Consider the following 13249-nt stretch of genomic DNA (forward strand, 5'->3'; position numbering starts at 1 on the left):
GAGGGCCACCCTTACTGAGAGGAAGGGCCAGCCTCCTAGGCTAAAGCAAAAGCTAAAGCAAGATCGCCCCTTCGCCCTCACCCCCCACGCCGTTGGGGGCTTTGGCCCGGTAGTCTTTACGATGGTGTCCCACCGAGTGGTGTATGAAGACTGCGCCGGAACCGGCGTTTAGGAAGGCTGCCTGAAGGGGCGGTCATTGTGATTCTTAAGGTAAATTTGGGTTTGCGAAGACTCAACTCAACCAATAGGAAGCCACAATGACCACCGCCACTATCGCATTTTCTGAGCTCGCCGAAAAGGGAGCAGACGCAGATTTCATTCGCCAGACCCTGCAGCATGCGCTGCAACGTCTCATGGAGATGGATGCCGAGGCGCTGTGCCGGGCTGCTTACGGCGAGCGGACTGATGAGCGTATCAACAGCCGCAATGGCTACCGCGATCGAGCGTACGAGACACGGGCCGGCAAGGTAGACCTGAAGATTCCCAAGTTACGCAGCGGTACCTATTACCCAGGCTTCCTGGAGCCGCGCCGTACCGCCGAGAAAGCCCTCACGGCCGTGATTCAGGAAGCCTACATTCAGGGCATCTCCACCCGCTCGGTCGATGAGCTGGTCAAGGCCATGGGCATGAGTGGCGTGTCGAAAAGCCAGGTTTCACGACTGTGCGAGGAGATTGACGAGCGGGTTCACGCCTTCCTGAAGCGCCCCATCGAGGGCGACTGGCCTTACCTCTGGATCGATGCCACCTACGTCAAATCCCGCGAAGGTGGGCGCGTCGTGTCCGTAGCAGTAATAATCGCAGTTGCCGTTAATACCGACGGTGTGCGCGAGATTCTTGGCGTTGCCACTGGCGCATCCGAGGCCGAAACTTTCTGGACCAATTTCCTGCGCAGTCTGACCCGCCGCGGCCTGCGTGGCGTGAAGCTGGTCATTTCAGATGCCCACGAGGGGCTTAAGCAGCTGCCAGCAAGGTTTTAAAGACCAGTTGGCAGCGCTGCCGCGTCCACTTCATCCGCAACGCCTTGGCCCATGTCGGAAAGGGGCAGCGCCAGGCGGTACTGGCAATGATCAACACGATCTTTGTGCAGGAAACGGCGGAAGCGGCCGCTGGTCAGTGGCGCATCGCGGCCGACCAACTACGCGCCAAGTTCCCCAAACTGGCCGCCATGATGGACGATGCCGAAAGCGAGGTACTAACCTTCATGAGTTTTCCGCGCGCGCACCGAACACAAATCCATAGCACCAATCCCTTGGAGCGCTTGAACGCCGAAGTCAAACGGCGCACCAACGTGGTCGGCATTTTCCCCAACGACCGCGCCATCGTGCGTCTGGTGGGCGCCATGATGCTGGAGCAGAATGACGAATGGTCGCTGCAGCGGCGCTACATGCAGCTTGAAGGATTACAAAGCTTGAGCGACAATCAGTCTGCACGGCTCTCTGCCGTGATCAACTAACCGGGGACCCAGCCCCTTGAGAATCACTTCTCGTACACCACTTCTGGGGACACCATCCAGATACAGATCACGACCACCTCACCGCTCCCAATGAACGTGGACGATGATGCAAAACTGCGACTAGATGGCGTCATGACGCGTGCGTTCCTGTTCTACGCAACAAAGATCGATTCCAGTTGCAGGAATGCTGGGAGCATCAGACGACGCTCCTTAAGGCAAAACGGAAGTACCCAAAGACGCATCCCGCTGGCCTTCGGAAAATCAAAAACGGGCAGCGCGTGGTCGAATGCATCCGTTCTGGGGTAGATCAACACAACATCCCCGGTGCCATCCAGATAACTCAATCCATAGGCTTGCAGCTGGTAAAAGTCGCTCTGGGACAAACCGTATTTGTCCGTTCCGTTCGCCTTCAGGCTATCAAGCAGCTTCCACTTGGTGTCGAGCACCAGTAAATCTCTATCTAAATCCCGAATCAGCAAATCTGGCTTCAACCGAAACCAATTCTGTTCGCGGTGGCGAACCAAGTGATGACTGCGTGCCTGGGTCTTCAAGATAAGAGTTGGGGCCAGCTGCCGTACAAGATGCTTGGCCACATACGCTTCAAAGACGGCCTCCATCGGAAACAGCAATGATGGAGCGGTGTGGCGCCCCGAGCCCGTCAGCGGAGATTCTTCGTTCAAGATGAGGCGTGCCCAAGCAAGGGCATCGACGTAGTAGCCCATGCCTCTGTCCAGGCGCACCTGCTGGAAATCGATTCGTGTTTGCGTGGAAGGCGGAACTTCCGCAAAAACGAAATCCAACTCTCGGGCCAGCTGCTGGCTGGCCGGCGTTCCAGTCAGAATCACCACGCGCCGTAACGCAGCGTGCAGTAGTCGGTTTTCTGGTCGGTCCGTCGAATACTCATCGTGCTCGGTGAAAAAGCGGTCTGCCCGGAACAGGTTCTGCCGCAAGTGTGGCGACATTAGGAGCTTGCCACGCAAGGCAAACAAGTTGTCTTGCCGTTGGCGATAGTCACTCCGAAGCCCACGCTTGACGACGTGCTCGACAGCACGTAGAAACTCGCTGATGAAAATTTCCAGTAGCGGCATCCGCGCCGCACAAAGTTGGGCTCTATTGGTCAACACGTGCCGAAAGCCATGCAGACAGCACAGCATTTCAATCAGCAACTGACGCGCCTCGACCGCACCGCCACCGATGGCCTTACCGACTTTCGGCAGCACTTCTATCTGGTAACCGTCCGGCGCACGAATGACGCCGACAAAGCTGGTCACCTGGATAACACGGCGCCCACGACGCTGGGCCAAACGCAGCCAAGCGGCATCTCCCGCGTCTGCAGCGCGCAGGCATTGCTCCTCAAGCCAGCCAAATACGCTGGCCGGAACCAGGTGCACACCATCGATACCAGAGAAGTCCGCCCCAACTGCTACCAGGGCGTCAAACTCGTAAATCGTCAAGCCATTCATCAGGCTGGAAGTGTCTGATAGATGCCGATGTAGGCGTCCGGGTTGGTGAATGACGCATCCTGAACCACGTAGCGCGGCTTGGTGGCATAGGTGTCCAGGCTGTGATCGCTGCCGAACAAGCGCGCCAGATCCTCTTCATGATCCTGGCTTTCAATCACAAACCGAGCCGCCTCGAGCTTCTGGTTGTCTGCCAGCACAAGCCGGATTTTTTGCCAGTCCTCGAAGAAGTATTCCTCGAGCAAGGGGACGATGCGATTACTGAAGACCTGCGACAGCGCCACGAGCCGTTCGTCTCCGTCAGGAACTTGCGCAAGCGATGTGAAGTAAGCATGACCGATGCAATGATCTCGGTCGTAAAGCGCCTCGACTCGCTGATTGATGACAGACAGCATTCGAGGGATGTCGATCACCTGCCCACCCAATGTCACCCGCAGACCAAAAAGTGGCGCACCCGCCTCATCACGAGCATCGGGCAGCACAGGTACAAAGTCGAACCTGCGACGCAGCGCCGTATCCAGCAGGGCAAGCGACCGATCCGCTGTGTTCATCGTGCCGATGATGTCAACGTTGGGTGGTACCGAGAATGACTCGCCCGAGTACGGCAACGTAACCGAGATGGTGTTTTCAGCACCCTCTCGCTTGTCCGGTTCGATCAATGTGATCAGTTCGCCGAAAATCTTGCTGATGTTACCCCGGTTGATCTCGTCAATGACCATGGCAAAGCGCTGCTCCGGTGCGAGGCGTGCCTTGCGGCACAGGTCCTTGAATGCGCCTGGGCGTATTTCGTACTTGATCGCACCCGAGCCAGTATCGTCATCTAGCACCGGACGCAGGCCTTCCACGAACTCCTCATAGCCGTACGATTGATGGAACGTGACAAAACTGTAGTGACGAAGGATTTCCGAAGACTGAGCGCCAGCCCGGTACTCCTTGAGTAAGGCAACGAGGTCGGCGCAGGCTTCTTCCCATTCACCGGTCAGTTGCCAAACAGACTCCTCGCTTTTGTCAAATACCTGCGGGCTAAAGCGCAGCCTCTGTTTGACAGACGTGGATTCATCAACCGTACGTTCTTGCAGTGTCGTCCAGATTGTCTGTCGCAGGTTCTCCTTGCGGCCTTTTGCCATCGCCAGCGCACCGATGAAGGGATGCCCCAATAGCTGGCTCACGTTGGCCTTGCCGCCAAGGTCGATCAACGCAAGGACTGCAGCTTCCCACCATTTCAGCGGAGCAATCCTGTCAGCGATAAATTGGCTCTGCCATTCCGCCGTAGACACCGAGGTCATCGCCTGCTCATAGTCCCGCCGGAGCAATTTAGAAACTTCGTATGTCTTGCCGGTCCCGGGCGGCCCGTAGTAGATGCGATTGAAGGCTTGCGTGACAGCGGCGTCCATTGGTGGCTCCTCGTCATCGGACTCCTCGTCCGACTCCGTCGGATCATCCCGAAGTTGATCTGGCCACAGACCTGGGCGTTCGGTTTCCAACACCAACCACTCGTCCAGCGTTTCACGCTCGGAGACCAAGGCGGCTTCAATTTTCGCCACCAGATCATCGATCAGTAGCTCCCGGTTCAACTTGGGCACGGCACCGACATCACGTGTCCAGGATATCTTTCGGGTGCGGGTCCCACGGATCACACCGAGCACGCCGATCGCACGCTCACTGCCTGGGTTCTTGCGGCCAAAGCGCACCTGAATTCCTTTGCCCAAATGCCACCAATCTAGCCCCGCCGCGTGAACAACTCTGGCCAGCCGGCAAAACGTAGCCTTGTCCTGCGCCGACCAAGAAGCCCGGAAGGTTTTGAAGACAGGCTTGCCATCGAAGTGCTTGAGCAGATCTTCGTCGCTGAGCTTTTCCGCCAAATCCAGCTTTGTCACCACCTCGTCAAAACGGAAGCGGAATTTGCGAATGGCCTCGATGCTCCAATCGACTAATTCAGCCAGCGATTTACCCAGCCCTTCTGATGCCGGAAGCATAGCGACGATGGGCGACGCGTTGTCGTAGGCGCCGCGTAGTGCAAGGTAGTCACGACGCACAGGCGCGCCCTCATCAAGCGCGACAGTGTCGATCTTGACCACAAAGCCATCATCAGCCCCAATCCCCACGGTATAAGCCAGTTCCTTGGGGGAATCCGCTGCCGGGTAGATGCGTGCCCAGTTGTATGGCAAGAAGGAATTCGCCTGACTGGTCGGGCGTTTGCGAACCTTAACCACACCCGTCGGGAACAACTTGGTCTTCACCTCGTTGGCCCAAGCCTCGGTGACCTCGTAGGCCTTCTTCAACTCTTCGTAGGCGCGGTTCTGCTCGGGGTTGGATTCATCGCGCTTTTGCCCCTTCCACTTGTTCAGCAGTTTGAAGTGGTCACTGGTGAAATAGTCCGCCATGTTTTTTTATATTCCCTCAACATCAATTCCGTGTTCGGCCAGCCAGGCCCTTCGCTGCGCATAGTCGGGCATTGCACGCTCAACGCGCAGCCAGAAGGCAGGGTTGTGGTGCGGCTCGTGAAGGTGGGCAATCTCGTGCACCACCACATATTCCGCGATACGGGCAGGCAGCAAAATAGTCTTCCAGTGGAAGTACAGCCAGTCGCCCTTTCCGCAAGAACCCCAGCGATAGCCGAGGTCCTGCACCTTCACGCCAGCCGGTGTCACCTCCATTCGTGACTGGTAATCGCCCACCCGGCCCGACAGCCAGACCCGAGCCCTTTCGCTATACCAGCGGATGAAGTGCTCCCGTGCGCCTGCTTGCGCATCGTGACGCAGCGCAAAGCGACCATTCACCAACTTCAGGGGCGTGTCTTGGTCACCGACCAATTTCAGCCGATGGCTGCGCCCCAGGTACAGGAAGCCCTCGCCACCAACAAACTCTTTGCGCGGCACCTTGCGTAGTAGCCGATCCTTCTCAGCCAGTTTGGTGTAGATCCAGAAGCGCTTCTCGCTGACAAATTCGCGGAGTTGGTCGATGCCCACCTCGGGTGGCGCGCTCAGAATCAGTTCCCCCGTTCGTTCCACCGTGATTTGCATCGACCGGCGCCGGGCGCTGCGCCGTATCGTGAATTGCAAGTCGTCCACGTGGATACTAGCCACGGCCTCAGCCTTGGCCGCAGGGCCATCCACGTGGCGGTTAGTAGATTTCAGGGGCGTCAGCATGGCTTTACACCTGCACCAGTTTGTCGTGACTGGCGCGCGCCTGCTCCATCAATTTGTCCGCCAGCACGCCCGCCTTGTCGGTGTCCACCAAGGGGGGCCTCAGGCGCATCAAGTGCTCGAACAGTTGCGTATTTAGGTCTTCCTGTGCCGCACGTTTATGCGGGCTCCAGATATCGCGGTTGCCTTGCAGCTCCTGCACCAAAAGGTCCACCAACTCCACGGACACATCCTTCAGTCGCAGCAATTCGGCTGCGGTGGGCGTCTGTCCAGCACACACCACGTCCAGTACGGTGCGCAGGAAAGGCGCGCAATGCTCGGGCAAGTCGCTTGGCGCATCAGCACTACCTGCCTTGCCAGTGCGCAGCTCGTCGATGATCTTCTGCAGTTGCGAGATCACCTCGTTCCACTTTTCGCCCAGCGTTTTGAGAATGTCGTTCAAGTGCTCCGAGAGCTTTCGGTACAGCACGGGGTCTTCATCGGTGTACTTGCGGATGTGCGAGCGAATAGCGTGTTCCATTTCGGACGCCTTGGCGCGGTCGTTCGCGGACCGCGCAACGTGCGTGTCGAACTGGGCATCGGTCAGCTGAATCGGCGGGATCTTGGGGTCAATCCCCATTGAGATCACATGATCGTCGATCAGCTTGCGCACCTTGGCGCCCACATCCTTACCCAGCACCGGCGTGTCCTTGTAGCGGTTGCGGGCGCGAGCGTAAATATAAGCGAGTTTCTTGGCGTCACTGGTGTACGGCAACCCGTCCGGTCGCGGCAATACTGTGTCGAGCGATCCGAGGAAGGCCTTGAGCTTGACCGCGAACTCGGCGCGCAACTTCTCGCTACCTAGCGCCTCGACGCAGGCTTCGGTGTCCTCCAGCGATTCAATACCCCGCTGGCGGAACAGATCCACCATGCGCAGGTGCCGGTCGCGCAGTACCGGTACCTCGTCCTTCAGGCTGGCCAGCGCGCCTTCCAGGTCCTCATCGGCATAGGCCGCCAACGCCTCCTTCAAATGCTGCGCGACGCCGTAGTAGTCCACCACGATGCCACAGCGCTTGCCGAAGCCAGTGCGGTTGACGCGGGCAATTGCCTGCAGCAACTCCGCCTCGCGGATCGGGCGATCGAGGTACATCACGCCTTCGATGGGCGCATCAAAGCCAGTGAGCAGCATCGACTTCACCACCAGAAAGACCAGCGGGTCTGTCTTCTCGGGTTTGGCATGGAACAGCGGCTTCTTGAAGCGCTTGATCAGCTGCTCGTGCGCGGCACCGTCGGTCCACTGCTTCCAGGCTGGGGCGTCGTTGTTGCTGCCCGAAATGATGGGCGCGAATTCAATGCGCGCCAGAGTGTCGCGGTAACGCCAGGCCTGCACCACCGCCTGCATGCTCACAGGGCGCTGACACAGCGCCTCGTCATCCAGCGTTCTGTCCTCAGTCGAGAGCGCGTGGGCCTCGGCCAGCAACTCATCGCGGGCTGACCGCAGGGCCTCGAAATAGCGAATCGCCGCCAACCGGCTGTATGCCACCACTTGCGCCTTGTAGCCGTTAGGCAGGATGTTGGTGACGTAGTGGCGAAGGATGTCGCGCGCTTTGTCTCCGATCAGCGCCGGGGCGTCAAAGATGTGGCCCTTGGTGGCGTACTTTTTCTTGATCGCCTCCAGTTGCTCCGGCGAGTGCTGGCGGAACAGGTCTTCGAACAGTTCGTCGAGGCTGGAGCCGTCTTTGACAGCGCCGTTGGCTGTGCGGCCTTCGTAAAGCACCGGCACCGTGGCGCCGTCTGCCTCGGCTTCCTTGATGGTGTAACGGTCAATGAACTCGCCAAAAATCTCATGGGTGCGCTTCTTGTCTCCCATGAGGATTGGCGTGCCGGTAAAGCCGATGCGCGCGCAGTTGGGCAACCCTGCCAGGAGGTTGGCATGCAGGTCTCCCGCCTGGGTGCGGTGCGCTTCGTCCACCAGCACGAGGACGCTGTCGTCCTCGTTCAGCACCTCAAAATTTTCGTCGACTTTATAGGTAGCCTTCGATTCCTCCACCTTAGGTAGATCGTCCTCAGTCAACGGCGCATCACCGACGCTGTCCGGGTTGCGGTATTTTTGGATCGTGGCAAAGATCAGCCCTGGGCCCTTGCGCCGCGCCAATGCCTTGACGCCCGCCGTGCTCTCGGCAACATCAACCAACTCGCCGGTCAGCGTGGCGGTCACGGATAATTGGCCCTGCAAGTCCTTGCGGTCGGTTACGACTATGACTTTGAAGCTCCTCAGTTGCGTGTCCCCGCGCATCTTGCGCACCAGGAACACCATGGTGAGCGACTTGCCCGAGCCTTGGGTGTGCCAGATGATGCCGCCGCGCTTGTCGTGCTCGCCGTGCTGTAGTCGCGTCTGGCCGGTCTTGAGACGCGCAACCGCCCGATTTACCGCCCGATACTGCTGGTAACGGCACACCGTCTTGATGGTGTGACCGCCTGTCTGCATGAACAACATGAAGTTCTTCACCACATCCAGCAGATGCGATGGGGACAGCAGCCCGGCGATCAATCGCTCCTGCTCGGAGAGGACTGGCTTGCCCAAGCCTTGCGCCACTTCAATCTCAGTACCGGTGCCATCGGGGCCAACTACCGTCTTCCACTGGGCGTAGTGCTCGAAGGCCGCACCCACGCAGCCCACGCGAGCCTCGTCAAAGGTGCTGGCTACCAGCAACTGGTTGGTGCCAAACAGGGGTTCGTTGCCCTCATTGTCATCCACCTCAAATGCCGCCTTGCGCTGGTTGCTGTAGCGCCGCAGTTGATCTACGGCCGCGGCCAGCGGCTCAGGGACGGACGGGCTCTTGCATTCCACTACCACCAGCGGGATTCCGTTCACCAGCAACACCAAATCGGGCACGATGAATTGCTTGCCGCTGTTGAAGCCGGGCGGGCAATCGACGCGGTACTGGTTGATCACCGTGAAGCGATTGTTGGCCGGGGTATCCCAGTCTATGTAGCGTATGATCTGGCCACGCCCGCCGTCCCAGCCGGACAGGCCTTCCACAGTCAGGCCACGGATCAACAACGATGTCGCCTTCTCGTTGGCTTCCATCAGCTTGTGCGTGCCCAGCCGGGTGATGGCAGCTATGGCTTCCGACAGCCGAACCTCGTCCAGCCACGGCGCACCATCAGGCCCAAGGTTCAGCGCGCGCAGTTGTTCGCGCACCAGCCCCTCTTGAATTACTTCGGCAAAGCCAGTTCGGCCGGTCACCGACGGGTCGTCAATGCTGCCCTCGATATGCGCCCAACCCAGCGACTGCAACTGGGCCAGGAAAGGCTTTTCGACGTCTTTGAGTTCCCAGCCCATCAGGTGCCCCCTTGTTGTTGTACGGCTTCGGCCAGCAGTGGTATGACGCGGACGCGGCCGGTGAGAAGGTCATCCATCAAGCCAGCTTTAAATGCCTTTAACTTCTCAAGAGACTCATCCTCTGCGCGAATTCGACCATCACTCGCCCGGACACGATCGACGATGGCGGACTGCTCTTCGAATGGTGGTCGCAAGACAATTAAATCTTTAACAATTGCCTGCGAGATATTTGTCTGAGACTCAGCCATACCACTCAATGCACGACCGAGTTCAGTCTGGACAACTCGACTTGATAGCGCCAAAGCGATGTATGCGGGAATCTCTGTAGAAAGAGTCCGCAGACGGTACATCTTGTCAGAAATCATCAACTTCTTACGGCTCGATTCAACATAGGCGACAACTCCGACACGGCTCGCAGGTCCTGCCCGTGTAATCAGTATGTCCTCTGCCTTAACCTCAAGATCGGGCCGCGCTTTGAAGATTGGTGGCAATGCTTTGCTCTCTTGATCGCTGTAACCGGCCCAAGTGATCGCAGTAGTTTTCAGGACTCCCCAAGATCCAGAGTCTGCAGGGAGTGAGTCGCAATCGGGGCTCCATCCTTGTCCAATACTTAAAACCAAAGCAGCTAACCTGACTGCATCCCACTCCTTCGGAATCCACCCCAACGGCGACTCCTTGTAGAGATGCGGAGCCTCGGCTTGCGGGGGGCGCAGTTCGCCGTTAGCACCGATGCCGCACGTCAGCACGTCTTGCAGTAGGCCCTGCTTGACGGCCTTGAGCTTGGCGATGATCGCCTCTGTCTCGTCTATGGCGATATCGAGGGTGTCGAGGATCTGCGCGACTTTTTGCTGCTCACTTAAGGGAGGCAGTTCGATCGGGACGGCTTCCAAGATGGCCTTTGATAGTCCGCCGCGACCGCCACCAGACGAACGCGCACGGAGCTCCTCGTATCTTCGATCCAAGTTGTGAAACAGATAGTCTGTGCGCAGGTCGCTTCCGTTTGCTTTCAGAAGCGCGATGGACTGATTGGTGCTGAGGGCGCATAAAGTAACCGCTACTGTTCCCCGCGTTTTTCCTTGACCAGCTAGGCCAACGGCGACAGCGGGCGGGTTAGTCAGGGTTGCATTCGACGAACGCAAGCCAAGCGTCGTAATCCGACCGGGAACATCGGTGATCCTTCGGAGATGAACATCACCGGACGCCATCCAAGGAACGTCACCGCCCCAGAACTGCCGCACCTCTGTCGATGGGGTACCGCCAAGGATGCACTCAGATACTTGCCCAAGGGTTGTGGAGCTCCAGCCCTCGGGAAGGTCGGTAGCGAGCTGATTAGACATACCGCAACCCCTTCAAAAATTCCTGCAAGGCTTTCGCCGCCTCATCGCGCTTGCCCTCAATCTCGATCAGAGTAACGCGATACTTGTCCCACCAGTTCTCGAACGCGGCCACGATCTGCTTAAGCTGGGCAGCCATGTAGCGCTCGACTATTGAGCGCATGTCGTTGTGCAGGATGGTCAGCAGCAGCTCGGCGGATGCCTCCGCTGTCAGACCACCCACCGCTTCATCAATATGCTGTTTGAAGCTGTCATTCCTGGCCTTGAGCTGCTTCTTGACTGCAGTCAACTCCTTCTTCCAGGCTTTGATCTGGGCTTCGTCCACGGTATTTTCTTCGTCGGCCTCATCCTCCACTGCATCGGAAGCATCGTCATCCTCGTCCTCGGCATCCTTGGGGCCGGCGGCCTTGATCTGGCTGTCCAGCTCGGCCTTCTTGGCTTCCAGTTCGGTGATGCCATCTACGAAATCACTCATCAGGAACTTGACCAGCTTGTGCTCCAGCGGGCTTTCCTTGCTGGCCTTGTCTTCCAGCGCGGTGACGATGCTGATGCGCCAGGCGTCTGCCACGCCCTTGGCTCCACGTGCCATCAGGGTGAGGAAGTCGTATTTGGTCTGGTACCAGAAACCGGCTACGATGCCGCGCACCTGGAAGCGGTCGAGCAGACCAATAGCCTCTAGGCTTTGACTGAAGCTGGCCAACAGGTCGTTGCGCAGCGCGACCAGGCTGGCGGCGTTGTCCATCTGCCCGGACAGCGCCGTGATGCGGGCGCTGTGGCCTTGCCACCATTGCTCGAAGGCGGCGCGGATAGCCGCTTCCTTGGCGACTAGGCCAGCATTGGTTTCGATGGTCGGTTTGAGGGCTTGCCGTGTATCGAGGGCAGGCGCGAAGTCGAAATACTTGGCATCCCTTTCCACCAGCAGGTCCAGCGGGTTCAGGCCGTGTGCGCTGAACAAGCTTGCCTTGTCGACCACCTCGGTTTTGGGGATGCCGCCCACCAGATGGGCGCGCACGTCGTGCGGCTCGGGCGGCGGCGCGTTGTCGGCGTAGCGGCGGATGTTGAGGCTGTAGTCGTTGGCCTTGAGTGTGGCCTTGTCGACGATGGCCGAGAAGCCGTCGATGGCACGAAACTCGTCGAAGGTGGTGACGATCTTCTCGATGTGCTCGGGCAACAGGTAGTTCTGCGCGCGACCTTCGAAGAACTCGCGATCTGCGTTGATGAACAGCACCTTGCCCTGGCGCTCCGATGGCTTGCCGCTGACGCGCTTGGCGCCGTTCTGTACTCTCTGGCGCAACACCAATACGCATGCCGGTATTGGTGTGCCGTAGAACAAGTTAGGTGCGACACCGATAACGGCTTCGAGCAGGTCATCCTCAATGATGCCGGCGCGGATATTTTTTTCCTCGCCCCCCCGGAAAAGCACGCCGTGAGGTAACACCGTGGCCACCATGCCACCGTCGCGCGTGACGGCCAGCATGTGCTGTAGGAACATCAGGTCGGCCTTTTTGGCACCCAGCGGCACCTGACCGTAGGGGAAGCGCTCGGCCTCGAATTTAGGCCTCCAGGCGGGCTTGCCGTCGGCGTCCTTCTCGGTATTACCCCAATGGATGGAAAACGGCGGATTGGTTAGCACGCGGTCGAAGTGCATCAGCTCGCCACCTTCTACGTGCTGCGGCTCCGCCAGTGTATCTTCGTTTTGCAGGTTGGCGGTACTGATGCCGTGCAGCAGCATGTTCATCTTTGCAATTGACCAGACCGTGCCGTTGAATTCCTGCCCGAACAGGTTGGCCTTGCGGCCGTCTTCGCCATGCTCGTCGATATATTCCTTGGCGGCGATCAACATGCCGCCGGAACCACAGCAGGGGTCGTAGATGTCGTGCTGAAGCTCGGGTTTGATTAGCCGCACCATCATCCGCACCACTGAGCGTGGCGTATAGAACTCGCCGCCTTTCTTGCCCGCCGAATCGGCAAACTCACCAATCAGGTATTCGTAGGCCGCTCCCAGCAGATCGGGAAACTCAAAGTCTTCGTTGCACAAGCGGTGCAGGCTGAAATGCGTGATGAGCTGCTGCAGCTTGATATCGGGAATCTTGCTCTGGCCGATTTTGCGAGTGAAGTCGATGTGCTCCAGAACGTCGTAGAGGCTGACATTTTCACCCTCGATCCCGGCCAGCGCCTTGCTCAGCAGGCTGCCGACATTGGCCTGACGCGAGTTGTCGACCAGGTAGCCATAGCGCGACTCCTTGGGCACCCAGAAGTAGCCATCCTTCTTGTACCAACGTTTGTTCTCGGCCGAGGACTCTGCTTCGGCGGGCGTCTTGCCCGCATCGATTTCGAGCTGTATCACCTCGGCACGGCGCTGTTCGAACACGTCGGAGCAGCGCTTGAGGAACAGCATTCCGAAGATGTACTCCTTGAACTCGGAGGCATCCATCTTACCGCGCAGAATGTCGGCGGCTTTGAAGAGGTGGCGTTCTAGCTGTGGCAGGGTTAAGGGCATGTAAGGGATCCAGTTAAAGTCGGTTGTTCTG

6 protein-coding genes and 1 pseudogene are annotated in these 13249 nt (G+C 58.5%); 1 reads left to right on the forward strand and 6 read right to left on the reverse strand.

Annotated elements, in window-relative coordinates:
- The first annotated feature begins 257 nt into the window (after positions 1 to 257).
- Positions 258 to 1453, forward strand: a pseudogene (locus FHW58_RS11395) (IS256 family transposase).
- A gap of 152 nt (positions 1454 to 1605) precedes the next feature.
- On the opposite strand, the gene FHW58_RS11400 reads toward FHW58_RS11395, so the two are convergent.
- From FHW58_RS11400 to FHW58_RS11425, 6 genes are read right to left on the reverse strand one after another with little or no spacing between them, the layout of a single operon-like run.
- Positions 1606 to 2916, reverse strand: a complete 1311-nt coding sequence (locus tag FHW58_RS11400) for an McrC family protein (protein WP_179673102.1) — start codon at positions 2914 to 2916, stop codon at positions 1606 to 1608.
- Positions 2916 to 5297: an McrB family protein gene (locus FHW58_RS11405; RefSeq protein WP_179673103.1), complete on the reverse strand. Its 2382-nt coding sequence runs from the start codon at positions 5295 to 5297 to the stop codon at positions 2916 to 2918. The genes FHW58_RS11400 and FHW58_RS11405 overlap by 1 nt, the downstream gene beginning before the upstream one ends.
- A 6-nt stretch (positions 5298 to 5303) precedes the next feature.
- A complete protein-coding gene (locus FHW58_RS11410; RefSeq protein ID WP_218892660.1) occupies positions 5304 to 6062 on the reverse strand; it encodes a M48 family metallopeptidase in 759 nt (252 codons plus the stop codon).
- 4 nt (positions 6063 to 6066) lie between these two features.
- Positions 6067 to 9384 carry a type I restriction endonuclease subunit R gene (locus tag FHW58_RS11415; RefSeq protein ID WP_179673104.1) on the reverse strand — a complete coding sequence of 1106 codons (3318 nt, stop codon included), beginning with the start codon at positions 9382 to 9384 and terminating at the stop codon, positions 6067 to 6069.
- Positions 9384 to 10721 (reverse strand): restriction endonuclease subunit S, encoded by a 1338-nt coding sequence (locus tag FHW58_RS11420; protein ID WP_179673105.1) that lies wholly within the window; start codon positions 10719 to 10721, stop codon positions 9384 to 9386. Before FHW58_RS11420 ends, FHW58_RS11415 begins: the two co-directional genes overlap by 1 nt.
- Positions 10714 to 13218 (reverse strand): class I SAM-dependent DNA methyltransferase, encoded by a 2505-nt coding sequence (locus tag FHW58_RS11425; protein ID WP_179673106.1) that lies wholly within the window; start codon positions 13216 to 13218, stop codon positions 10714 to 10716. Before FHW58_RS11425 ends, FHW58_RS11420 begins: the two co-directional genes overlap by 8 nt.
- Between the last annotated feature and the right edge of the window lie 31 nt (positions 13219 to 13249).

This window comes from Duganella sp. 1224 (genome assembly GCF_013408245.1).
Classification (GTDB): Bacteria; Pseudomonadota; Gammaproteobacteria; order Burkholderiales; family Burkholderiaceae_D; genus Rugamonas.